At 34.0% G+C, this 23,106-nt stretch carries 22 protein-coding genes; 9 read left to right on the top strand and 13 right to left on the bottom strand.

Annotated features, from left to right (window positions below; translation table 11 throughout):
* Positions 1 to 27: 27 nt before the first annotated feature.
* On the top strand, positions 28 to 918 hold the full coding sequence (locus DLK05_RS07875; protein ID WP_127343464.1) for a DMT family transporter: 891 nt from the start codon (positions 28 to 30) through the stop codon (positions 916 to 918).
* Between the two features lie 124 nt (positions 919 to 1,042).
* On the opposite strand, the gene DLK05_RS07870 is transcribed toward DLK05_RS07875, so the two are convergent.
* Positions 1,043 to 3,355 (bottom strand): outer membrane beta-barrel family protein, encoded by a 2,313-nt coding sequence (locus DLK05_RS07870; RefSeq protein ID WP_127343463.1) that lies wholly within the window; start codon positions 3,353 to 3,355, stop codon positions 1,043 to 1,045.
* 302 nt (positions 3,356 to 3,657) lie between these two features.
* On the opposite strand from DLK05_RS07870, the gene DLK05_RS07865 reads away from it, so the two are divergent.
* On the top strand, positions 3,658 to 4,287 hold the full coding sequence (locus tag DLK05_RS07865) for a DEAD/DEAH box helicase (RefSeq protein ID WP_127343462.1): 630 nt from the start codon (positions 3,658 to 3,660) through the stop codon (positions 4,285 to 4,287).
* 31 nt (positions 4,288 to 4,318) lie between these two features.
* On the opposite strand, the gene DLK05_RS07860 is transcribed toward DLK05_RS07865, so the two are convergent.
* The gene (locus tag DLK05_RS07860; RefSeq protein WP_209319783.1) at positions 4,319 to 4,798 is read right to left on the bottom strand and encodes a Dps family protein; all 480 of its coding nucleotides are present in this window, start codon (positions 4,796 to 4,798) and stop codon (positions 4,319 to 4,321) included.
* A gap of 258 nt (positions 4,799 to 5,056) precedes the next feature.
* Here DLK05_RS07860 and DLK05_RS07855 point away from each other — a divergent pair, with 258 nt between their 5' ends.
* The gene (locus tag DLK05_RS07855; RefSeq protein WP_127343461.1) at positions 5,057 to 5,515 is read left to right on the top strand and encodes a hypothetical protein; all 459 of its coding nucleotides are present in this window, start codon (positions 5,057 to 5,059) and stop codon (positions 5,513 to 5,515) included.
* A gap of 142 nt (positions 5,516 to 5,657) precedes the next feature.
* Positions 5,658 to 6,113 (top strand): hypothetical protein, encoded by a 456-nt coding sequence (locus tag DLK05_RS07850; protein ID WP_127343460.1) that lies wholly within the window; start codon positions 5,658 to 5,660, stop codon positions 6,111 to 6,113.
* 93 nt (positions 6,114 to 6,206) lie between these two features.
* On the opposite strand, the gene DLK05_RS07845 is transcribed toward DLK05_RS07850, so the two are convergent.
* The 8 genes from DLK05_RS07845 to DLK05_RS07810 all read right to left on the bottom strand — a co-directional run bounded on the left by DLK05_RS07845 (position 6,207) and on the right by DLK05_RS07810 (position 15,476).
* On the bottom strand, positions 6,207 to 7,595 hold the full coding sequence (locus tag DLK05_RS07845) for a C1 family peptidase (protein WP_127343459.1): 1,389 nt from the start codon (positions 7,593 to 7,595) through the stop codon (positions 6,207 to 6,209).
* 134 nt (positions 7,596 to 7,729) lie between these two features.
* Positions 7,730 to 9,124 (bottom strand): dihydrolipoyl dehydrogenase, encoded by a 1,395-nt coding sequence (lpdA, locus tag DLK05_RS07840; RefSeq protein ID WP_127343458.1) that lies wholly within the window; start codon positions 9,122 to 9,124, stop codon positions 7,730 to 7,732.
* Positions 9,125 to 9,243: 119 nt separating this feature from the next.
* A complete protein-coding gene (locus tag DLK05_RS07835; protein WP_127343457.1) occupies positions 9,244 to 10,080 on the bottom strand; it encodes a metal ABC transporter permease in 837 nt (278 codons plus the stop codon).
* A 2-nt stretch (positions 10,081 to 10,082) separates the two neighbouring features.
* Positions 10,083 to 10,823, bottom strand: a complete 741-nt coding sequence (locus DLK05_RS07830; RefSeq protein WP_127343456.1) for a metal ABC transporter ATP-binding protein — start codon at positions 10,821 to 10,823, stop codon at positions 10,083 to 10,085.
* 10 nt (positions 10,824 to 10,833) lie between these two features.
* On the bottom strand, positions 10,834 to 11,658 hold the full coding sequence (locus DLK05_RS07825) for a metal ABC transporter solute-binding protein, Zn/Mn family (protein ID WP_209319782.1): 825 nt from the start codon (positions 11,656 to 11,658) through the stop codon (positions 10,834 to 10,836).
* A 244-nt stretch (positions 11,659 to 11,902) separates the two neighbouring features.
* Positions 11,903 to 12,997, bottom strand: coding sequence for a TlpA disulfide reductase family protein (locus DLK05_RS07820; RefSeq protein WP_127343454.1), 1,095 nt, complete (start codon positions 12,995 to 12,997; stop codon positions 11,903 to 11,905).
* A 96-nt stretch (positions 12,998 to 13,093) separates the two neighbouring features.
* Positions 13,094 to 14,224 (bottom strand): methylmalonyl Co-A mutase-associated GTPase MeaB, encoded by a 1,131-nt coding sequence (gene meaB / locus DLK05_RS07815; RefSeq protein ID WP_127343453.1) that lies wholly within the window; start codon positions 14,222 to 14,224, stop codon positions 13,094 to 13,096.
* Positions 14,225 to 14,375: 151 nt separating this feature from the next.
* Positions 14,376 to 15,476: a DUF1573 domain-containing protein gene (locus tag DLK05_RS07810; RefSeq protein WP_235831973.1), complete on the bottom strand. Its 1,101-nt coding sequence runs from the start codon at positions 15,474 to 15,476 to the stop codon at positions 14,376 to 14,378.
* 310 nt (positions 15,477 to 15,786) lie between these two features.
* Here DLK05_RS07810 and DLK05_RS07805 point away from each other — a divergent pair, with 310 nt between their 5' ends.
* From DLK05_RS07805 to fdxA, 3 genes are all read left to right on the top strand, one after another.
* Positions 15,787 to 16,149 carry a sulfite exporter TauE/SafE family protein gene (locus tag DLK05_RS07805; protein ID WP_127343452.1) on the top strand — a complete coding sequence of 121 codons (363 nt, stop codon included), beginning with the start codon at positions 15,787 to 15,789 and terminating at the stop codon, positions 16,147 to 16,149.
* A gap of 23 nt (positions 16,150 to 16,172) precedes the next feature.
* Positions 16,173 to 17,354, top strand: coding sequence for a M20 metallopeptidase family protein (locus DLK05_RS07800; protein WP_127343451.1), 1,182 nt, complete (start codon positions 16,173 to 16,175; stop codon positions 17,352 to 17,354).
* A 202-nt stretch (positions 17,355 to 17,556) separates the two neighbouring features.
* On the top strand, positions 17,557 to 17,727 hold the full coding sequence (fdxA, locus tag DLK05_RS07795; protein ID WP_127343450.1) for a 4Fe-4S ferredoxin: 171 nt from the start codon (positions 17,557 to 17,559) through the stop codon (positions 17,725 to 17,727).
* 50 nt (positions 17,728 to 17,777) lie between these two features.
* On the opposite strand, the gene DLK05_RS07790 is transcribed toward fdxA, so the two are convergent.
* The 3 genes from DLK05_RS07790 to gldB form a co-directional block, all read right to left on the bottom strand.
* A complete protein-coding gene (locus DLK05_RS07790; protein WP_209319781.1) occupies positions 17,778 to 18,335 on the bottom strand; it encodes a 5-formyltetrahydrofolate cyclo-ligase in 558 nt (185 codons plus the stop codon).
* Positions 18,328 to 19,101, bottom strand: a complete 774-nt coding sequence (locus DLK05_RS07785) for a nitrilase-related carbon-nitrogen hydrolase (protein WP_127343449.1) — start codon at positions 19,099 to 19,101, stop codon at positions 18,328 to 18,330. Before DLK05_RS07785 ends, DLK05_RS07790 begins: the two co-directional genes overlap by 8 nt.
* Before the next feature lie 98 nt (positions 19,102 to 19,199).
* Positions 19,200 to 20,213 (bottom strand): gliding motility lipoprotein GldB, encoded by a 1,014-nt coding sequence (gldB, locus tag DLK05_RS07780; protein ID WP_209319780.1) that lies wholly within the window; start codon positions 20,211 to 20,213, stop codon positions 19,200 to 19,202.
* Positions 20,214 to 20,485: 272 nt separating this feature from the next.
* Here gldB and DLK05_RS07775 point away from each other — a divergent pair, with 272 nt between their 5' ends.
* Complete coding sequence (locus tag DLK05_RS07775; RefSeq protein WP_127343447.1) at positions 20,486 to 22,132, top strand: NAD+ synthase; 1,647 nt, start codon at positions 20,486 to 20,488, stop codon at positions 22,130 to 22,132.
* A gap of 157 nt (positions 22,133 to 22,289) precedes the next feature.
* On the top strand, positions 22,290 to 23,006 hold the full coding sequence (locus DLK05_RS07770) for a Crp/Fnr family transcriptional regulator (RefSeq protein WP_127343446.1): 717 nt from the start codon (positions 22,290 to 22,292) through the stop codon (positions 23,004 to 23,006).
* The last annotated feature ends 100 nt before the right edge of the window (positions 23,007 to 23,106 follow it).

Raw genomic sequence — 23,106 nt, 5'->3', positions numbered from 1 at the left:
ACTTTCGGGTGCTTAAAACACAATAACATGCACTGGAAAAAACCTTGGTTTCAATTTGCCATACTAATGCTACTTGCCTTTATCTGGGGTAGTTCCTTTATATTAATGAAAATAGGATTAAAGAGCTTTAACAGCGAACAAGCAGCAGGAATTCGTATGCTTTTGGCCTCGCTGGTGCTACTTCCCTACTCCATCAAAAATTTGAAACACCTGAAAAAAAAAGATCTCAAAAGTCTTTTGATTGCTGGATTTATAGGAAGTTTTATTCCTGCCTTTTTATTTACCAAAGCACAAACACAAATCGATAGTGCTTTAGCTGGCATGCTCAATTCCTTAACCCCGGTATTCACACTAATTGTAGGAATGCTCTTTCACAAAACCAAGTTTAAATGGTTACAAGTTTTAGGATTGATAATGGGTTTGGTTGGCGCATTAGGCCTAATCACCTCGGGGGAAGATTTAAGTCTGGGCAAGGTAAACAGCTATGCCTTGCTTATTGTATTGGCTACGATCTTTTATGCTATTAATATCAACACCATAAAATCTAAATTATCCCACCTTACGGGAGTTCAGATTACCTCATTGGCATTCTTTTTTACGGGTCCGGCTGCGCTTATCTATTTGCTGACAACCGATTTTCAACCCGTATTCGAAACACCCAACTGGCCAATACATTTTCTGGCATTGGCAACCCTGGGAATCGTAGGAACCGCCATTGCCATGCTACTCATGAACAGCCTAATTCGTCATGCATCGGCAATTTATGCCTCCTCTGTAACCTATATTATTCCTGTTTTTGCTATAGGATGGGGAATTTTAGATGGAGAGAAAATCACCATTATCCATTTACTCTTTATGGGATTTATACTACTTGGCGTTTATTTAATCAACAAAAAGAAACAGACAGCCGCAAAGTAATCGTTCCTACGCACAATAATTAATACATTTGCAGCATTAAAATTTCAATACCATTCAAGCTATGTTCTTAAAAAAGTGATCGTAAACTCATCTCTTGCCACAGAATGCGAAAGGCATAAATAGCTTAAAACTCAAGAGATTTACCATTATTCTCCCAATTAATTTGGTTGCGTAACTTTTTTTTCTTCTTATTCTTCGACTGAAAATTATAGGCAAAAGAAAACATTAGCACTCTGGTGTCGAAATCTCGTTTTTGAAATGATTTATACTGATCTGTCTTCTGATTCACCTTAATTTGATAGGGAAGAATTGGATTCTCCCAATTTAGATATAGGTTTACCTTACGCTTGAATAGTTTTTTAGCTAATCCAAAACGCAAATTGCTGTAAGGCGTATAAGTTCCATCTGAAATTATTTGCTTTCCCTTACTGCTGACCCCCAACATTACACTAAAATCTGCTGGCAAATAAAATTTTGTATATAATAAGGTATTTGTTGATAGTAAGTCATGAGAATCACCAACACTTTCAAATTGTTGATAATAGGCATTAAAATTCCCAATAATCAACACCCGCTTAGTAAGCCAAATGCTATAATTCAATTTTAATCCGGTTTCTTTTTCCGTTCCAATATTTTCAAATGAACTTGTTAGAACTCCAGTATCTGATATATCGGTAAATAAATTAATGCCATCCTTCGTGATATTATAATAACCCGTAAACTTAAGGTAACTACGTCCAAACTGGTATCTATAATTAATATCCATCCAATGACTTACATAATCATCCAAATCTGGATTTCCTTGGCTTAAGTTTAAGGAATCGGTGGTATATACAAAGGGATCCAATTGATATATATCGGGCTGATTAATGGACTTTTGGTAGGAAGCACCTATCCTAGTCTTAGAGCTAAGGGAATAATTCATACCTATATTTGGATAAAAATGCCAGTACTCTTTATCCTTATCTGCTATTTTCCGTTGGTTTAGTTCTCCTGCCAAGCCAAACCAAAAATCCAACTTATTTATATTTCCCGAATAATCGATATATGCAATTTGCCTATCTAAATCAAAATTAACCCTATGCTTAAAATCACCTTCCTGCATTTTATTATCCGAATGTGATCCATTATATTTTACACCCATATTTAAAGATGAATGCTTTGATAGCTTACATTCATACTTTACATCTATCTTCACAGCTTTTTTAGCCACATTACTTGTATCATTTCTGAATGTTAAATTCTGATCAAGATATTGGTCTACAAAATTCAGTTTTTCCTCTTGATCAAATCTGCTAAATAAAAAGTCTGAAACAATGGAGCTCTTTCCTGATTTTAGCTTGTATTTATAGAATGCTGAAACCTGCCAATCCTGATTATCTAATCTTCGTGTTCCATCACTTGAATAAAACGCTATTGTAGAACCGGAATCAAAACTTTCAATTACAGAAGCCATATCATTATCTTGAAACCTAAAATTAGTAGCAAGACTAAACTGGTGTCTTTCATTTATAAAGTAATCTATTCCTCCAAAAGCATTTTGAGTAGAATTAGGATTAAACTTTACTTTTCCAATTTGCTGAATACTTTTATTTGAACTCAAATTAGATCTTGTACTCTCTAAATCGTAATTGTATTTATGGTTGTACAAATTATATCCCCCAAAAACCCGAAATTTTCCCGAATAATAATTTAATGCCAAATTCACATTCTTAAAGTTCTTATTGGGAAGGATCACATTCATATTTCCATTAAAACTCTGCTCCTGATTTTTTTTCAGAATAATATTTACAACGGCCTTATATCCATTGTCGGCATATTCAACAGATGGATTATTATTGATTTCCACCCTATCAATCTGATCTTTTGAAATGAGTCGCAAGCCATTAATACTATAATATTTCCTGCCATCCACCAAGACTAATACATTTCCTTCCCCCTCAACACTTAAATTGTAATCCCGACTTACTTGTATCGTTGGGATTTGATCCAGTAAATCTCTCACGTCACCCGATCGATCACTCATTGCAGAAGAAATTTGAAAAACATCATTTCTTTTACTTCTACGATATAATTTCTTTTCTGCTTTTACACTTATTTCCTCCAAATGAAGCGCTCTCTTTTTCATCACAATCGACCCTAAACTTAAGTCTGATTTTTCTATAATTAGCTTCTTATCATACTCATCGTAATTAATATGCGTAATTACAATATCAAAAGCTCCTTCCGGGATTTTATTTAATAGGAAATCACCATTTACATCAGATACACATCCTCCAAGTAAAATTGAATCTTGAATTACTCTTATCGTCGCAAATTCTATCGGCCATTCATCTTCATTTATTAATTTTCCTTTAATAGCATGGGAATTTTCTTCGGCTTGTGTTGTGATGGAACATATGGTCATCAATATTATTAAAACTAATACTCTTTGCATTTGGGAAAGATTTGGTTAGTATTTCAATGGCAACAACATTATCTCTTAAAAATTAATTTACTGTCTTTAAACTTAAAAATTATTTTACTCTAAAACATGAATTCTGTTATGTTTTAAAAAATATTCATCTAAGGGTTACCTTTCACAAAAACAGGAACTAATATATTAATAGGGGTACTTAAGAGACAAAGTCTTCTAAACACAACAATACCATAAAAATGAATTAACAATAGCAAAGTAATCGTTCCTAAGCACAATAATTAATACATTTGCAGCATTCAAATTTCAATACCATTTAAGCTATGTTCTTAAAAAAGCTAGATCAACACCTATTAGAAGCCATTGCAGAAAATGCCTGGGAAACACCAACAAAAGTGCAGAAAACCTGTATCTCCAAAATTAAAAGTGGTGTAGATCTGCTGGTTCGTGCCGATAAGAATACTGGCAGAACCTCTACGATTGTGATTAGTGTTATTCAGCAATTAAAATCGGAATATGAAGATGTACCCAGAGCCTTAATACTTACCGCCGACAAGGAAAGTGCTCTTCTGATGAAGGAACAATTTGATATATTGGGAAAGCACACCAATCTTCGTGTATTTTGTGCCGTTGAAGGTGGAAGATTAGACGATTTGCGAGACACAATCTATGCCGGATCGGATGTGGTAATTGGCACTGCAAAACGCTTGAATGAATTGTACACCTACAGCGGAATCAACTTAAACAGTCTGAAAATGTTTATCGTTGATGATGCAGAACTCATCCTTAAAGATCAAATTCTATCCGAAATAAACCGCTTGGCACCTTACATTCCAAAATCGCAAAGGATAGTATTTTGCGAAAGATTCACTGTACAGATGAGTAATTTTGCAGAAGAATACATGAATTTCCCCATGCAGCTTGATATAAAAAGCGAAAAAACCTCCGAATAATCTCGGAGGCAGTAATTTCGAGAAAGCATGCTTAGCGCAAAAAGGCCTTAAACATCCAGTTTAGTTTTTCTAAATTTGAAACATAGGCTGGTAAAATATCCAGCGTACCTTCGTCTTCGCTTATTGTTGCTTCCACCAAAACATCTTTTACTTTACGGATTAATATTTCGTGCGATGCGATAATTTCCGCTACCATTTCGGCGCCAGAGCAGTTCGAATTGGCTTCTTGTATAGTTGAAATAGCAAGGTAATCCGAAAAATTACCAAGAGGATGTCCGTTCAAGGTCAAAATTCTTTCTGCAATTTCATCTACCTTATCGCTGGCATCGTTATACAATTCCTCGAACTTAGCATGCAACTCAAAAAAGGAGTTCCCGCCCACATTCCAATGAAAATTTCGTAGATTCTGGTAATAAAGCTGATAATTAGCCAATAAAATTTGCAATTGTTCCATTTCTCTTTCCTTAGCAGATAATTCTAATGTTGCCTGATCTTTCTTTACACTTGTCATGATTTTTATTTTTTAATGAATGATTTGTTTTATTTTCTACTACAAAGATCGATAAGCAAGTATTACTATTTTTTATATGCGAATAAGTTCATCTTATCACCAGACTATTCAAAAATAATCTTCAGAAAAATTATTTCAACTTTTTGAAAGGAAAATTGAATTTTGGCAAGGCTTTTGCTTTTGGTCAGAAATATTATTAAAACTTAGCATATCATTTTAAAATATATACTTATTTATTAATTAAAAATTGAATTTAATATGAAGAAGATTGTTCTATTACTAATTATTGCCTGTGGTTTCTTTATTGATGCAAATGCCCAATCATACGAGTACAAAGTAATCACAACAGTAGAGTCTATCGTTCCTATGGGAATTGGTCGTTCCAGAATTATTGAGGAAAAATCGCCTATTAATGCAGCAGATTTTACAACCGAAAGAACCAACGGCAAAAAGAGCAAGCAAAAAGAAGTGAAGAGAAGCAATGCAAAAGTTAATTTATTTGCAGAAACAAAACTGTTAAACTTTTATAGTATTGCAGGTATCAACTTCCAAAACATCGCATCAAACGATGCCTTAATTGCTTCTAAAATCAACACATTAACGAATCAAGGTTATGAGTTGGCTTTTGTAACCAGTGGTGTAGAAAGTGATAGTGGAAAAGGCGACGGGAAAGGTATTTTCATTACAAGATTTGTATTTAAACGTCCAAAGCAATAAATAATTCTTTAATACCAAAAAGAGACTCCGGATCGATTGATTCGGAGTTTTTTTATTTATGTTTTTAATCTCAAGTAGGGTAAAGGTGACATATTATCGGTTATTAAGTAAATCACAACACGTTACACTAATACCTGAAAAAATGATACACAATAAACTAGACAAATTTTTCGGAAAAGCCGGGGCGATATTAGGTTGGTTGATCATGCTTATGGCCTTACTAATTCCTTATCTGCTTACTGCTACTATATTTTTTATTCTTGGTGCTCTAATGGCCTTTTCTTATTCTGGAATTATAGTGGATGAAGCGGAGCACAAGTACATGCTCTATTATGCAATATTCGGCATATTTAAAACAGGGAAATGGCAAAATCTGGACGAGTTAACTGCTGTTGCCGGCATCTCTCCCATTATAAACAGAAGTTCCTATTTACCAATGGAGAAAGACTTGCATTTGCTAACCGAAGATTGTTTTGTGGTATTGTTTGGCAGAAGTCCCAAAAAGAGAATTCCTTTAAAAAGATGTAAAAATCTGTTGGAAGCCAAGCTTGAAGCAGAAAAAATTGCTCATATCTTAGGATTACAAATCATACACTAAATAGATAATTGCCTATGGTGAAAATATACACAAAACAGAAAAGGGGCTGTTGAATGAAATCAACAGCCCCTTTTACTTTCCTATCTTAATAGCTTAGAACATATAATCCCAAACTGGCAATAAAATAGGTTTCGATTGCAAAGCCTTTATTGCTTTTTCATTCAAATATTTTTTGTTGATCACAATACGAAACATGTATTCATTAAACCAAGCATCGGTAAAAGTAAGATAACCTTTGTCTCCTGCACTGCTTCCCCATGAATTCTCGAACTCCCATTTCACGGGAACATCATTTTCATCAACATCCACACCTATCAAAGCCATGGCATGCGACGAACCCGATTGACGAGTTAATATTCTTGCTTTTTTATCCATATCGAAATCTACTCCGAACAAAGAAGCATAATCATAGGTATTTACATCCATTACACCAGCCTTACGATTGTGTTGCTTACCCACATCGCAGGATGCATACATTGGCTCATTATTTTTTATTGAAGCCAAAGCAAAGCTTTTGATATCCTTATTAGGCAAATTCAAATAAGTCCAGTTGATGCCTTCCTTCACATTCCTGTAATTCTTAATTTCATAAACCTTATAATATGCTCTGGTAGGATCATTCATAATCATGATCTGCTCTGTTTTAGCAAAATCTGGAGCAACTACCTCCAAAAACTCAATAGGAGTATATTTCTTCAATTCACTAATCTTGCCATCAGCATCCTTATATCTCCAGGTAAATTCGGTTGGAGGAACACCCAGACTTAAAGCCAACATCCTATAAACTGATTTCAATGCATTAACTTTTGCCTGCTGAATATCTTTATTAGCATCTTTTGCAGCAATCATCATACGAATCTTATAAGCTTCTCCTCTTAGTTTCTCATTGATTAAACGAGTTAATTCGTAGGTTTTATTACTCATCTTAGTCTCAGGCATTACAGAAGCTGGAACAAGACCATATTTTTTAGCTACATTAAAAAATGAATTCCAAACGCCACCATCATCCACCGGGCTTTTAAAATAATTTACTACCTCACGATCCTGAATATCCTGATCAGCTGTTGCAATAATATTGTCAAGGAATAGGTTTGATTTTTCGAAAAGATCCCAGAAATAATTATAGTTGTGAGAAAAGTCGAAAGAAGTTAGATTGAATTTTTTTATAGCCTGAGGGCGAATGGTATTCATGGAAGTAAACATCCAGCATCTGCCCGAGCTTTTCTGATCGGTAATTCCTTTTACCTCTACTCTATACTTAAAATAGTGATCTATTTTACCAATTTTTTCCCGATTTAAGGAAAGATCTCTTAAACTTTCGGCATTGGTAATCGCATTTTGTGCTGCTTTAGCTGATGCATCCAGAGTAAAACCAGAACGAATTTCGTTCAGCATTTTTGCATCAATAGTTCCGTTGTTTTGTGCCTTGGTTATTCCACAGAATGCGAAAACCAAAACAGAAAAGAATACAATTTTCTTCATTAGGTTTTAAATTAAGTTTGTGTTTGTCCAATAATGTTCACAAACTTAAAAATTATCTACAGAAATCTGGATGAAATCCACAAGAAAAGCCATCCCCGAAAGAATGGCTTTGTGTATTTATTAGAGATCTGATTTTAAATATGAATCACTTCATCGTAAGCTGCAGCGGCTGCTTCCATAATTGCTTCTGACATGGTTGGATGTGGATGAATTGCTTTAATCAATTCGTGTCCGGTAGTTTCCAACTTACGGGCAGTAACCAATTCAGCAATCATTTCGGTAACATTGGCTCCTACCATATGAGCACCCAAAAGCTCGCCATATTTAGCATCGAATATTAATTTCACAAAACCTTCATTTGCTCCCGAAGCACTTGCTTTACCCGATGCCGAGAATGGAAATTTACCAATTTTCAACTCGTAACCGGCCTCCTTTGCAGCTTTCTCGGTCATTCCCATCGAAGCTACTTCCGGAACGGTGTAGGTACATCCCGGAATGGTAGTATAATCGATTGGTTCCACTTTCATTCCTGCGATTTTCTCTACACAGCAAATACCTTCGGCTGAAGCTACGTGAGCTAAGGCCGGGCCTTTTACAATATCCCCAATAGCATAAACACCTTCGATGTTGGTTTGATAATAATCATCCACTACAACTCTTCCGTTCTCAGTTGCAACACCAATTTCTTCGAGTCCAATTCCTTCTGTATTTGGGGCAATACCAACGGCAGAAAGTACAATTTCACATTCGTGAACTTCCATTTCTCCCTTTTTATTCTTGATATTTACCTTGAGATCACCTTCAACTCCCTCAACCGATTCAACGGTAGAGTGAGTCATCACCTTAATTTTATTCTTTTTGAAAGATCTACCCATTTGCTTAGAAACCTCTTCATCTTCGATAGGCAGAATGGTTGGCATAAACTCCACTAAAGTAACCTTAGTACCCATTGTGGAATAAAAATATGCAAACTCTGAACCAATAGCTCCGGAACCTACTACAATCATAGATTTAGGAAGTTTTTCCAGTGTTAAAGCCTTGCGGTAGCCAATTATTTTCTTGCCATCCTGAGGCAGGTTTGACAATTCGCGAGAACGAGCACCTGTTGCCAGAATTATATGCTTAGCTTCGTAAGTAGATTTGCTACCATCCTGTGCAGTTACTTCAATAGTTTTATTTCCTGCAAGTTTTCCAAATCCATTGATTACATCAATTTTATTCTTTTTAAAAAGATATTGAATTCCACCACTCATTTTTTCTGCAACTCCACGACTTCGGGCGACTACTTTTTCAAAATCAGGTTTTATTTCTCCTTCAACTGCCAATCCATAATCACCGGCATGTTTCATATATTCATATACCTGTGCCGATTTCAACAACGACTTGGTAGGAATACATCCCCAATTCAAGCAAATTCCGCCTAATTCCGCACGTTCTACAACGCCAACCTTCAATCCTAATTGTGAAGCACGAATGGCAGCAACATAACCGCCCGGACCGCTTCCTACTACTATTAAATCGTAATTCATTTCTATTTTGTTGTTTATGTTATTACAAATCTTGTACTGTCAATTCATACAAATCAAAAATATTTATTTTATATGCAAGAATCTCTCCCTTAAATAAAGGATGTTTCTAAAATAGAATATTAAATTCTTGTGCTACGTTTTACTGCTAAAATACTCATTTGTATAATTTTGGCAAGAACAAACAGTATTACAAACGAAAATATGATGGTTGCTCCCGATGGAGCATTAATTCTATATGAAATTAAAAGTCCCATAAAAGAACCTAAAAATCCAAATCCGATGGCTCCGAATATCATCTTTTTAAAATCCTGTGTAAACATATTGGCTATTGTTTGTGGAATCGTTAAAAATGAAATCACCAAAATAATTCCTACCATACGAATATTTAGTACTATGGTTAAAGCAACCAGAGAAATCATAAAGTAGTTTAAAAATTGCATTGGCACTTTCTGTGTTTTCGCATATTCCTCATCAAAAGCCACAAATAAAATTAGTCTCATAAGCAGACTAAAAACCAAAATAATAATGGCGCAAAGCCCTGTTAGTAAATATAAATCAAGACTTCCAACAGTAAGAATATTTCCAAAAAGAAAGCTCATTAAATTAGGAGCATAACCAGGTGTCAAGTAAATAAAGATAATTCCCACAGCCATTCCAAATGCCCAAAGAATACCTATCACCGAATCTTCCCGCACTTCTGTTTTTTTCGAAATCCACTCTATTCCTAAAGCAGAAAACACTCCAAAAACTGCAGCGCCAAGTATTGGGTTCAGTCCCAAAAACCATGCGATACCAATTCCGCCAAAAGAAGCATGTGTAATCCCGCCACTAATAAAAACAATCCGGCGAGCTACAATATAGGAGCCTATTATTCCACAGGAAATACTTGCCAGTAAAGCTGCTCCCATGGCATTCAGAAAAAATTTATATTGAAATAATTCGAATATTGCGTTCATAATTAGTGATGATGTTTTAATACCCGATGAGGAACTTCTCCGTGAGTAATTAAATCGATAGGACAATTATATGCCTTTAATTGTTCTGAGGAGATAATATTAGAATCGTGATAGCAAAGGGTTTTATTAACACAAGCAATTGTTTTTACATGAGAAAAAATTGTACCAACATCATGAGAAACGATGATAATAGCCATCTGTTTATTTAATTGATCCAATATCTCATACAATTCTCCTTCGAAATTTTGATCCACGTAGGTATCTGGCTCATCCAAAATCAAAAGATGAGGATCAGTAACAATAGCTCTACACAAAAATACACGTTGCAGTTGTCCTCCCGAAAGTTCACCTATATTTTTATTCTTCAAATGCTCAATGCCAATACGAGACATTAAAGCCTCTGCTTTTTCACGATTTTGCAATGTATATCGGCCAAATAATTTCTTGTGTGACATTAAACCAGAAAGAACAACGTCCAAAACCGAAATAGGAAATTTTTTATCAATTTGGTTGATTTGAGGCAAATAACCAATTCGGCTATTATCTCCATCTCTTGCAATGATCTCTCCGCTCATCGGTTTAAGCAATCCAACTACAATTTTTAATAAGGTTGTTTTTCCGCCACCATTAGGTCCAATGATTCCTAAAAAATCATTCTCTCTGATTTTTAGATTCACATCTCTGAGTACGATTTTATGATCGTAGGCATAATTTACAGATTTTAATTCCAATAATGTATTCATCTGTTTCCTATTACAATTCAGAATTTTTCACATTCCCATTCCCGTTTAATTGACGAATAATGTTTTCCATCTCCATCAACCAATTTTCCGACAAGGGATCAATCGCAACAACCTTAGCTCCTATTTCCCTTGCCAATGTTTCGGCATTCTCTTTATTAAATTGCTTTTGAATAAATATAGTCTTGATATTATATTCTCGTGCTTCCATCACCAAATGCTGCATATAGGCAGGTGATGGCTCTTTTCCTTCCATCTCAATAGGAATTTGTTTCAAGCCATAATCTCTGGCAAGATAAGATAGAGCAGGATGAAAAATCATAAATGCTTTCATGTTCTCACCATTAAACTCCTTGGTTGCCAATATATCTAAGTCTCGAATCTTACCCAAAAATATATTTAAATTTGCTTCATATTTTTTCTGATTATTTGGCTTTAATTGGACCAAATCCAGATATAATCGTTGCACAATCTTCTCAACGGTTTTAGGTGAAGACCATATATGTGGATCAATTCCTTCCTCGTGAAAATGATCACCATGATGATGGCCTTGATTTTTAATCAGCTTTACATCTCCCGATAGATCGAACACTTTTATATCACCTGCGGATTCAATAATTTTATCACACCATGCTTCTTCAAAAGGGATGTGACCTATTCTAAAATATGCCATGGAATGGCTAATCTTAGTCATCTGTAGTGGTGTAGGCTCATAAGTTGCGGGACTAGCTCCAGGTGGTATTAAAACATTAACATGGAAATCGTCGCCTGCAATTTGCTCAATAAAAAATTTTTGAGGTAGTATACTCACTGTAAGTACATTTTCCTTCTTCTCCATTTTCTTTTGTTGACATGAAAAAGCGCTACAAAGCAAAATCAGAAAGAATATATTCAGTAATCGCATTCGTTATTTTGTGTTGTTTATTTAGATTTAATTCAAATAACAAAAATAGATGTTTTTTTGATTTCTCAAAGATATTAACGGAATTTAATAAAAATCAAATTACTTAACAAAAAATGTCCGATAGATAAAAGATTTCAGCTTCATTCTACCGGACAAATAACCTACATCTAGCAAAAATTTATTGCACCAATTTTTCAATAGCAGTTTTTAATTCTTCACCAAAAATCTTCTTTGCAACAATAACTCCATTCTGATCAATCAAAACTGTTGCAGGAATACCGTTAATTCCATACATTTTTGCTGCAGCTGAATTCCAATATTTAAGATCCGATACATGATCCCAAACTAATCCATCGTCTGAAATAGCTTTTAACCAAGCATCTTTATTTTTATCCAAAGAAACCCCTAAAAATTCAACCCCTTTTTCATGTAACTTATTATACGTCTCTACCATATGCGGATTTTCTCTTCTGCAAGGACCGCACCATGAAGCCCAAAAATCAATCACAACCACTTTCCCTTTTAGAGAAGATAGGCTTAATGGAGTTCCTTCCGGAGTATTTAAAGTAAAATCCGGAGCAACTTGTCCAACAGCCACCTTCTTTAATAACTCCATTTTCTCCTTTATTTTTAAAGCATACTTAGAACTTCTCACACTTTCATCTAAAAGATTATAGACCTTCTCCATTTCAGATGCTTCCATACCCATAGACAATCTATAAGCAATAAAACCAGTCACAATTGAAGTCGAGTTTGCTTTTATGAATTCTTTACTAGCAGTATTTTTACTTGATTCAATTTTATCAAATGCATTTCGTATAGAATCCATTTGTACTTGATCTTTATTCTGATTTGCTTTTTGATATTGCTGTATCAATCCCTGTTGCTTTTCCTGAAAAGACTTCTGAGAATCTCTAAACAAATTATAAACATCTTGATTTGCAGATCCCACTACTGTTGCTGCTCTTAAATTTTCAAGATTAGCATCAATCGTAATTTTAGAATTTTCAAGAAAGAATTGAATTGGAGTTCTCTCTCCTTGTAATTCAATAAAATACAAATCTGGCTGATCTACTTTCCCTTCAAGATGGAAAGCGCCATCTGTATAATCTACCGAATCGATCTTCACCAATTCATTATCCTGTAATTTAGACAAATACACTTTACCATTCTGCATGCCTTCCACATGTCCTGTTAATTTGTATTGATCCACTTGATTACAAGAAGCAAACAAAAGGCCAAGAGCACTAATTGCTACAAATATTCTTTTCATTTTACAAGTATTTTGGGTGTATTAAATTTTACAAAGAATTAAAACTACCAAATTATCCCGATAATCGAAAAAAAATCAGTTAAACTGTAAAATTTATTATTTCTTTTTAATTTCATCAAAATAAGTATTCAACAATTTAAATGCGGCAACGAAAGAGCTCATCTCATCATTCAAAACTTTTTCTTCAAAATCAGCAACCTGTTTTTTTACAGCATCCTGATGATAAAAACCATCTCTTAACTGTTCATTGATAGTCTCATACATCCAATACTTAGCTTGTTCACTTCTTCGTTGATCGAAGTAACCATTCTGTTGCGTGTGACTACAATAATCCATAATTGTATTCCAAATTATATCAATTCCAGTTTTTTCTACAGAGGAACATGTAAGCACCTTTGGTGTCCAACCAGAAGGAGACGGCGGAAATAAATGCAAAGCATTTTGAAATTGAACTCTGGCAAGCTGAGCTTTATGGATATTATTTCCATCTGCTTTATTAATAGAAATAGCATCTGCCATTTCCATTATTCCTCTCTTAATTCCCTGCAGTTCATCGCCCGCTCCAGCAATCTTAATCAACAAAAAGAAATCAACCATAGAGTGAACTGCTGTTTCCGATTGACCAACACCTACTGTCTCAATTAAAATTGTATCAAAGCCGGCTGCTTCACATAGAATTAAACTCTCTCTTGTTTTACGTGCAACTCCACCCAAGGATCCTGCAGATGGCGAAGGTCGGATATACGCATGAGCATCCACCGACAATTCCTCCATCCGCGTTTTATCTCCTAAAATACTCCCCTTACTTCTTTCACTACTTGGATCAATGGCAAGAACTGCTAAATGATTTCCCTGACTGGTAACATGTTTTCCAAAGGCTTCAATAAACGTACTCTTCCCAGCTCCCGGCACTCCTGTTATACCTATCCGAACTGATTTACCAGAATAAGGCAAACACCTTTCAATAATATCTTGTGCTACTTTTTGATGTTCAAATTTTGAACTTTCGATCAGCGTAATTGCTTGACTCAAAATTGCACGATCTCCATTCAATATTCCTTTTACGTAATCATCAACAGAATATTTCTTTCGCTTTGCCTTTTTTAATCTTTCCAATATTTTTGGATTAATAGATGGAGGCTGACTTATTCCAGAATTTACCTGCAATCCTTTATAGGTCGGATCATTCTCTATATGTGAATTTTTATTTTTGAGTTTATCAGACATGATTCAAATTTTCAAATAGATTTTGATTGCGAAGTTATAAATTTCACAAGTATGGTTTTACCATAGATCAACAAAAATACATATGTTTGTCAGCAATAAAAAAGGGCATCCAATTTTGGACACCCTTTTCAATATCTTTTTAGATTAATTTTTAATTTATTTTTGGCATAATCACATTTCCTGTAACTCTCAAACGAACTGCTGACTCAGCAGGATCATTAGTTATTACGGTAATTAATTTATTTTGCCTTCCTCTTTTTCCTCTTGAATTAAAAACAACCTTTAATTCTGTCTCTTCACCGGCTTTAATAATTTTAGTAGCAGGAGCAATAGCAGTACATCCACAAGAAGCTTTTGTTTTTCTAATAATCAAATCTGATTTTCCGGAATTTTTTAAAATAAAAGTGTGATTTGCTTTTTCTCCCTGTGTTAATTGACCAAAATCGAATACTTTTTCAGGAAATTCAATTTTAGGTGCAACTGCTTTTTCAGCATCACTTAACGCAGCAAAATCTTCAACGATATTTGCACTTACGGTGAGTCTTTGTCCTGGTTTATATTGTCCATTAATTAATACATCCAAATAATCAATCACAAATCCCCAATCATTTTTCTTGCTTGCATTGTATGTAGCTACAATTTTTCCTTTTTGTTTTGCTTTTAATTCAGCAGGAACCATTTTAATATTTAAATGTGCCGGCATTCGTTTAAATCCAAGAGTAATTGCACCGTCACTTTCATTATATACTTCTAGTGATGCTTCTTTTATTTCTGTGTTCTTAACCTTTGTAAAGGACAAATGATTATTGGTTAATCGCAAACCAGCCATTTCTCTTGGATAAAGATCTTTAATCGTTTTTACCCTTGCAATAACACTTCCTTTAATTCTTAATATAGTAATTGCTGGATTCGTATTTGCGGTTACCGTTATTGATTTATTAAATGGTCCCGGACGATTTTTGGGATCGAAGGTTGCTTTAACATACCCTTTTTGACCTGGAGCAACAGGCTGTTTACTCCAATCAGGCGTTGTACACCCACAGGAGGAACGCACCTGATTTATAATAATTGGTTGGTTACCCGTATTAATAAATTCGAAAGAATAGGACACTTTCCCCTGCTCTTCCTTAAAAGTTCCAAAGTCAAAATCCTTAGAATCAAATTTCATTACTGGTTTTGTATTTTGAGCAGTTGCAAGAAGAGAACCTCCCCAAATAGCAGCTACCAACAAAAAAATCATCCGTTTATTCATAACAATTTTCAATTTTTATTATCAACTTTTGTTTCTTACGACAAAGTAATTAAAGAGTTTACAATTTCAGCTTAAGATTTTTGCAAAATTCCCAAAATTAAACATTTTTAACAAAAAAACTTACCGAATCATTTGAAATTATCCTTCCACCCCATTTCCCTCTATCTTATCTTTAGCATTTTATTTTTGTAAATTTATCATTACACACAACTCTGTATAGAATACATAGCACTTTTTATATTTTAACGACAATATTAATTGAATGTAAACTATTGCTAGATTTGTATAGAAATCACTTATTTTTATAACAATGCAGGAATTTTTACTTTTATTGGCTATGGGGTTAATAGCAGGTATAGTTGGTGGTACACTTGGAGTTGGTGGTGGAATTGTTATTGTACCAGCCCTTATTTTCATTTTAGGATTCAATCAACATCAGGCACAAGGAACAAGTATTGCTTTTATGCTACCTCCTATAGGAATCCTGGCAGCATACAACTATTATAAAAGTGGGTATGTTGACATAAAAGTTGCTTTAATCCTAACCATTGCTTTTGTCATTGGCGCTTATTTTGGTTCTATGATTTCGGTAAGTCTTCCGGATAAAATATTAAAAAAAATATTTGGAGCATTTATGTTATTTGTAGCTTTAAAAATGATTTTTGAAAAATAAACTCAGATTATTATCATTAAGATATGCAAGAATTAAAAACCAAGATAAAGGAATTTGCTGCCTCTATCAATTCTGAAATAAAAGAAATTAGAGCACACCTTCATGCTAATCCGGAATTATCTTTCCAGGAATTTGAAACATCTAAATTCATACAAACCCTGTTAGACAAATATGGTATTCCTTATCAAACTGGTTTTGTAAAGACTGGAATTATTGGTACAATTAAGGGTGAAAATCCCGAAAAAAGAGTAATTGCCTTACGATCTGATATGGACGCACTACCAATCGATGAAAATCCAGAAAATAAGTTTCGCTCTAAAAATTCAGGAATAATGCATGCTTGTGGTCACGACATGCATATGGCAAGTTTATTAGGTACTGCAAAAATTCTGAATCAGTTCAAGGAAAAATGGGAAGGTACCATTTTACTGATTTTTCAACCAGGAGAAGAGTTACTACCCGGAGGAGCACGTTTAATGATGGAAGAAGGAGCCTTGCAACCTGAGCCAGAATGGGTTTTAGGCCAACATGTTTTACCAGATATGCCATGTGGAAAGGTTGGTTTTCGTTCCGGAATGTATATGGCTTCCGGAGACGAAATATACCTGACTGTAAAAGGTAAAGGAGGGCATGCCGCCATGCCTCACAAATGTACAGATAATGTCCTTATTGCTTCCCATATTATTGTTGCCTTGCAACAAATTGTTAGCAGGCATTGTGATGCTAGAATTCCAACAGTTCTATCTTTTGGAAAAGTGATCGCAAACGGCGCTACTAATATTATCCCTTCAGAGGTTAGTATTGAAGGAACCTTTCGTACAATGGATGAAGAGTGGAGAGCCAAAGCGAAGGAATTGATTACCAATATTGCTCAATCAACAGCAAAAGGCATGGGAGCAGAATGCGAAGTAACAATTAAACATGGTTATCCTTTTTTGGTTAATAATGATCAATTCACAGATTTAGCTAAGCAAAATGCCATAGAACTCTTGGGCGAAGATAAAGTTGTAAACATGGATATTAGAATGACAACCGAAGATTTTGGGTTTTATTCTCAGAAATATCCAGCTACCTTTTATAGGTTTGGTGTTAAATCAGAAAAAGATGGATCTTTACATACTGCCAATTTTGAAGCTAATGAAGAAGCTTTGGAAACATCTATGAGTGTAATGGCTTGGCTGGCGATCTCATTTCTAAATAATTAGATGCTTTTTTATTATTCAAAAAGCTAACAATATAGATATAACAATTTCTTATACTGACAATTAAGAAAAATTACTCAAAAATAAATTCTTATCGTTCATTATTTAATCTGTTTTAAAATAATAAAATTCTACCACAATTTATTTCACCATTTAAAATATGATATTACATTTGTCCTAGTATTAACACTAAAAATTTAAAAAAATGGCTTACGTAATTAACGATGACTGCATTTCATGCGGTTCTTGTGAAGGAGAATGTCCTGTTGAAGCTATCTCTATGGGTGATGAGCATTATATGATTAACGCTGATCTTTGTACTGATTGTGGTACTTGCGCTGATGCTTGTCCAGTAGAAGCTATTCACGCAGAATAATCGTAAATTTCACGATATTAAAAAGCCAGTGTATAATGCACTGGCTTTTTTTATTGATATAAAACACAATCCATTCTAATATCGTGCTCATCAACTGGGATATGATCCAAAACCTGAAACTGAAAACAAACACCAACTTTATAAGCACTAAGTGAATTCAATAATCTATCGTAATATGCTTTTCCTCTTCCCATACGATTGTTATCCTTATCAAACGCAACACCGGGAATTATAATTAAATCTATTTCATCTTCTTCCATAAAAATAGAACCTTCTGGCTCAGGAATTCCATAATTTTCCCCTTCAATTAGATTATCAAGACCTTGAAAAACCTTTAAATCCAAAGTATTCCCTTTCACCGAAGGAAGTATCACTTTTTTCTTTTGAGCCCATTTGCTCACAAACTCATGGGTATATACCTCATCTTTCATAGACCAGTAAAGCATTATCGTTTTTGCTTGAATAAACTCAGGTAACTGTTCAAGCATATCCAATATCGGTTGTGACATTTCTTTTTTTTGAGGATAAGAATAAGTCTCCTTAATTGATTTAATCTCTTTTCTAACCTTCTTCTTAGCTACCTCTATGGATTGATTCATTTTATTCATATATATCAGTTCTTCTATCTTCAAATGCATCATTTAAAGGAGTTATTTTTTTATTTCGTGCTTCAAGAGGATTTATATCAGCAATTAAAATACTTTCAGATTGTGATGCACGAGACAGAATCTCTCCCCTTGTATTAACGATGACCGATTGTCCTGTAAATTTTAATTCTTTTTCGAGTCCAATTCGATTTGCTGTTGCAATAAAAATACGATTTAATAAAGCATAAGATGGAATAACAGTCTGGGCATAAGGCAATACTAAATTAGATGGATGTAATATTAAATCAACACCTTTCAGCGCCATTTTTCGCCAAACCTCTGGAAACATCCAATCAAAACACACCAACATACCTATTTTAACACCATTCAACTCAAAAATTGGAAGGCCTAAATTTCCAGCTTTAAAAATCAGCTTTTCCTTCATAAAAAGATGAAGCTTTCTATATTTCCCAATGATGCCATTTGTATCAATTATAATGGCTGAATTATACAAATCCACGGCTTCTCGTTCAAGAAATCCTGAAGCAATCACGAAATTATACTCCTTACATTGCTTCTGTAAAAATTCTAAATAAATACTTTCCTCGGCGGTTTCAGAAAATTCCATTGCCTGCAATTTCGACTCAAAATTGTAACCGGAATTAGCCAGCTCAGGTAAAACAATCAAATCCGCTCCTTTTGCCTGCAGAAATAATACTTTCAGCTTTTCTATGGTAGCATTCAAATTACCAAAAGCAGGTGCAAATTGAATAACCGCTATTTTCATGTGTTTAAATAAAAATTTAGACTAATGTAAATTTAAGATCCGTCTATAATTATTCTCGATATAGGAATAAAACTATGCACAATAGAAGTTCTAGCCTATCAGGGTTGAAAGCTGGATTCCCGTAAGATCTTTTCGTAATCATTTTCCGCCATCAAATCTCTAAGCGTATATTCCGGGTGCTTATTCATAAATTTTTTCACAATTTGCCATCCAATCCAAATCCCAGTTCTTGATGGTGATTCCTGTGGCATTCCTGGTGTAAAAGGACCATCGTTGATATATTTAATGATTGTTCGATAATCGGTAGAAAACAAATGCTTTTGTTCTATAATATATCCCCACATTAAGGACTCGTTTTCTTTGCACCATGCTAAATCTTCATCTGAATATTTCATCACGTTGGCTTCTGATTTATCCGGCATTAAGTGCTGTACAAAAAACCTTACTTTCCCCTGATAAATCATATTGCTGATTAAGTCATCTTTTGTTGGTTGAAAGGGGAATTCGGTTAAAGCATAAGCCAATATAATATCTTGTCCAATACGTTTTGGGATCATATTTTTCCTTGCATACATTGGAGTTCGTAAGTACTTATAAAATTCACACTCGGCTCCTAAATATTTATCCAAACTTATCCCAATCAGATTTGGTGCTACAACAATAGACTGATTAAAACCTGATATTTGCGTATAAATTTGAGGTATTGATTTTTTCGGAAAATAATATTTCAACAATTTAAAGGATTCATCTAATTCATTTTGAACTCCATCTAAATTAGGAAATGATTTCGCAACCTGTTCCGATACTGCGGTCATAATAGAATCGTACAGGAATTTGTTTAAATAATCCATGTAATCTGAAGAGTTCGTATTTCCTAAACCGATAACTTTGTTGCTATATAAGGAAAGAAAATCGGAATATTTTTCTTTAAAAGCTCCTAAATCCGGGTTTTGTTTTAATCGGAAAAGATCTAAATCGAAACGATGGATTTTAATATCAACTGAAATATTCGAAACATCTGGTCTCTTAGTTTTTGAAGAACAAGAAAAGATAAAAAGGAATAATAGAAATACTAAAATGATCTTACTGATCTTTTTCAATTGAGTTCTCATTGCCATTTTATTTTTTGAGGAAAGTTTAATATAGATTAAAAACATGTACTAAAAAGGAAATATTTTCACCTCTTTTTATATCAATATCTCAAAAGTATTAAAAAATACTACAGGCAATCTTTATTTTAATTCACACTTTCGAAAATCAGCTAATTTTATCGAATGTATATCGCATTTAAACTTAGGATTCTCTCCATTCCCTATTTTATAACTAAATTTGCATCGATTAAATATCTACCATCTCATTTCTGATATTTTATATTTACTGGAACATGAAAATAGCATTAGCACAATTAAACTATCACATTGGCAATTTCAAAAGTAATACTGCAAAAATCATTTCAGCAATTGAAAAATTTAAAAGCCAAAAAGCAGACCTTGTGGTATTCTCTGAATTAGCCATTTGCGGTTATCCTCCAAAAGATTTATTAGAACGAAAAGATTTTATTGAACAAACACAAATAGCTTTAGAAAAAATTGCTGAAAAGTGTGTCGATATTGCTATTGTGGTAGGTGGCCCTTCTATCAATCCAAATCCTAAAGGAAAGAATCTTTATAATTCTGCCTATTTTATGTCCAATGGTGAAATTGCAAGTGTTCATAACAAAACCCTATTACCCAATTATGATATTTTTGATGAATATCGTTATTTTGAGCCAAACACTGAGTTTTCACTGATTAATTTTAAAGGCAAAAAAATAGCACTTACCATATGTGAAGATTTATGGGAAAAACAACCGGTTGACAATAATTTTGCTAAATCTGAACTCTACACAATTTCACCTATGGAAGAGTTGAGTAAGTTAAATCCTGATTTTGTAATCAACATTGCGGCTTCCCCCTTTTCTTATAATCAGCAAGACTATCGAACCAATATTTTAAAATCGACCTGTAAACATTACCATCTTCCTATTTTTTACGTGAATCAAATCGGTGCACATGCTGAATTAATTTTCGATGGAGATTCCATGGTACTTAATTCAAAAGGAGAAATAGCCTGTAGATTAGATTACTTTAAAGAGGACTTTCAAATTATAGATTTACATAATATTGAAGATCAGAAATATGAAAGTAAAAATGTAGATTATATTGAAAAAATCCACGATGCTTTAGTATTAGGCCTGAAAGATTACTTTGTGAAAACCGGATTTACCCAGGCTATACTTGGTTTATCAGGAGGAATAGATTCAGCAGTTACTCTTGTGTTGGCCGTACGTGCATTAGGAAAAGAAAATGTAAGGGTATTGTTACTTCCTTCAGAATTTTCTTCAGACCACTCTATTAAAGATGCCGTTGAATTAGCTGAAAATCTGGGAATCCAATATGAGATTGTACCAATTCAGAACATCTTTCAAGAGATGCAGAACTCCCTTAGTCCTATATTTAAAGATCTTCCATTTAATGTAGCTGAAGAAAATATTCAAGCAAGAATTAGAGGGACTTTACTTATGGGTTTATCAAATAAATTCGGACATATTCTATTAAACACCTCAAATAAGAGTGAAGCTGCTGTAGGATATGGAACGCTGTATGGAGATATGAATGGAGGATTGTCAGTATTAGGAGATGTTTATAAAAGTGATGTCTTTAAAATGGCATGGTTCATGAATAAAGAAGTGGAAATTATTCCTGTAAATACAATTGTAAAACCACCATCCGCAGAACTCCGTCCCGATCAAAAAGATTCTGATTCTTTGCCCGATTATGACATATTAGATGCTATTTTGTTCCGATATATAGAAAAAAATATGTCTTCGGACGAAATTATTGCAGATGGATTTGCAAAAGAAACTGTATTAAAAACCATAAGTATGGTGAACCGAAATGAATATAAAAGATTCCAAACTCCACCTATACTAAGGGTTTCTTCTAAGGCTTTCGGCTTTGGCCGTAAAATTCCCTTAGTAGCGAAACATTAGCAACTGGGTATTAACACCTATAAAATGGCATGTTTTCGAACACCGTATAAATAATGATATTTTTCTGTATTCATTTTTGGATTTCATTTCATTTGTATACTTTTGAAGTGTTTTAAAACATGAAAATTTTTATTTTAATCCATATTCAGTTTTGTTTATGATTGAGAATGATAAGAAGTCAAGAGATACTATTTGTGGGGAGGTAATAAACAATTCAAACTCCGTATTTAATGTTCTTACTCCACAAGAGAAAGAAGAGTTAAAGTCAAATATAACCTGTTCGTTTTTCAAGAAGGGAGAATATATCTATAAGGAGGGAGAAAGACCGATTGGATTAATTTGTTTATCTGACGGAAAGGTTAAAATATTTAAAGAAGGTGTTGGTGGTCGTGAACAGATTGTTCGGATGGCAAAACCTATTGGTTTTATAGGATACAGAGCTCTTTTTGCCGAAGAAAACAATATAGCCTCGGCAGTAGCAATCGAAGATTCCATTACTTGTACGGTAAGCTATGATTTAATTCTAAGACTGATACATTCTAATCCGGATTTAGCTTTATGCATTATTCGCTCTCTTTCTACAGAATTAGGCTTTTCCAATAATAGAACCATTACTCTTACTCAAAAACATATTAGGGGAAGATTAGCGGAATCATTGCTTTTCTTACGCGACACTTATGGTTTTGAAGAAGATGAAGCAACAATTAAAGTATATCTATCGCGAGAAGACATAGCCAATTTATCGAATATGACTACCTCTAATGCTATTCGCACTCTTTCTACATTTGCAAGCGAAGGTGTGATTTCCATTGACGGCAGGAAAATTAAAATTCTGGATAAAATTCGATTAGACAGAATTAGTAAATTAGGTTAATACAACTATCAAAATATTTGAAAAGCCATCCTTGCTAAGGGTGGCTTTCGTATTTTATTTAACCAGCAAATAATTATCTATTTTTCAACTACCAGATAAA

It is taken from the genome of Ancylomarina longa (assembly GCF_003996985.1).
Taxonomy (GTDB): Bacteria; Bacteroidota; Bacteroidia; order Bacteroidales; family Marinifilaceae; genus Ancylomarina_A; species Ancylomarina_A longa.
Note: the sequence above shows the minus strand (reverse complement) of the source record. Positions and strands in the feature narration are given on the sequence as shown.

Coding starts and splice junctions, on each gene's coding strand:
- DLK05_RS07875 (WP_127343464.1), top strand. CDS start 28: ATGCACTGGAAAAAACCTTGGTTTCAATTTGCCATACTAATGCTACTT.
- DLK05_RS07870 (WP_127343463.1), bottom strand. CDS start 3,355: ATGCAAAGAGTATTAGTTTTAATAATATTGATGACCATATGTTCCATC.
- DLK05_RS07865 (WP_127343462.1), top strand. CDS start 3,658: ATGTTCTTAAAAAAGCTAGATCAACACCTATTAGAAGCCATTGCAGAA.
- DLK05_RS07860 (WP_209319783.1), bottom strand. CDS start 4,798: ATGACAAGTGTAAAGAAAGATCAGGCAACATTAGAATTATCTGCTAAG.
- DLK05_RS07855 (WP_127343461.1), top strand. CDS start 5,057: ATGAAGAAGATTGTTCTATTACTAATTATTGCCTGTGGTTTCTTTATT.
- DLK05_RS07850 (WP_127343460.1), top strand. CDS start 5,658: ATGATACACAATAAACTAGACAAATTTTTCGGAAAAGCCGGGGCGATA.
- DLK05_RS07845 (WP_127343459.1), bottom strand. CDS start 7,595: ATGAAGAAAATTGTATTCTTTTCTGTTTTGGTTTTCGCATTCTGTGGA.
- lpdA (WP_127343458.1), bottom strand. CDS start 9,124: ATGAATTACGATTTAATAGTAGTAGGAAGCGGTCCGGGCGGTTATGTT.
- DLK05_RS07835 (WP_127343457.1), bottom strand. CDS start 10,080: ATGAACGCAATATTCGAATTATTTCAATATAAATTTTTTCTGAATGCC.
- DLK05_RS07830 (WP_127343456.1), bottom strand. CDS start 10,823: ATGAATACATTATTGGAATTAAAATCTGTAAATTATGCCTACGATCAT.
- DLK05_RS07825 (WP_209319782.1), bottom strand. CDS start 11,658: ATGGAGAAGAAGGAAAATGTACTTACAGTGAGTATACTACCTCAAAAA.
- DLK05_RS07820 (WP_127343454.1), bottom strand. CDS start 12,997: ATGAAAAGAATATTTGTAGCAATTAGTGCTCTTGGCCTTTTGTTTGCT.
- meaB (WP_127343453.1), bottom strand. CDS start 14,224: ATGTCTGATAAACTCAAAAATAAAAATTCACATATAGAGAATGATCCG.
- DLK05_RS07810 (WP_235831973.1), bottom strand. CDS start 15,476: ATGAATAAACGGATGATTTTTTTGTTGGTAGCTGCTATTTGGGGAGGT.
- DLK05_RS07805 (WP_127343452.1), top strand. CDS start 15,787: ATGCAGGAATTTTTACTTTTATTGGCTATGGGGTTAATAGCAGGTATA.
- DLK05_RS07800 (WP_127343451.1), top strand. CDS start 16,173: ATGCAAGAATTAAAAACCAAGATAAAGGAATTTGCTGCCTCTATCAAT.
- fdxA (WP_127343450.1), top strand. CDS start 17,557: ATGGCTTACGTAATTAACGATGACTGCATTTCATGCGGTTCTTGTGAA.
- DLK05_RS07790 (WP_209319781.1), bottom strand. CDS start 18,335: ATGAATAAAATGAATCAATCCATAGAGGTAGCTAAGAAGAAGGTTAGA.
- DLK05_RS07785 (WP_127343449.1), bottom strand. CDS start 19,101: ATGAAAATAGCGGTTATTCAATTTGCACCTGCTTTTGGTAATTTGAAT.
- gldB (WP_209319780.1), bottom strand. CDS start 20,213: ATGAGAACTCAATTGAAAAAGATCAGTAAGATCATTTTAGTATTTCTA.
- DLK05_RS07775 (WP_127343447.1), top strand. CDS start 20,486: ATGAAAATAGCATTAGCACAATTAAACTATCACATTGGCAATTTCAAA.
- DLK05_RS07770 (WP_127343446.1), top strand. CDS start 22,290: ATGATTGAGAATGATAAGAAGTCAAGAGATACTATTTGTGGGGAGGTA.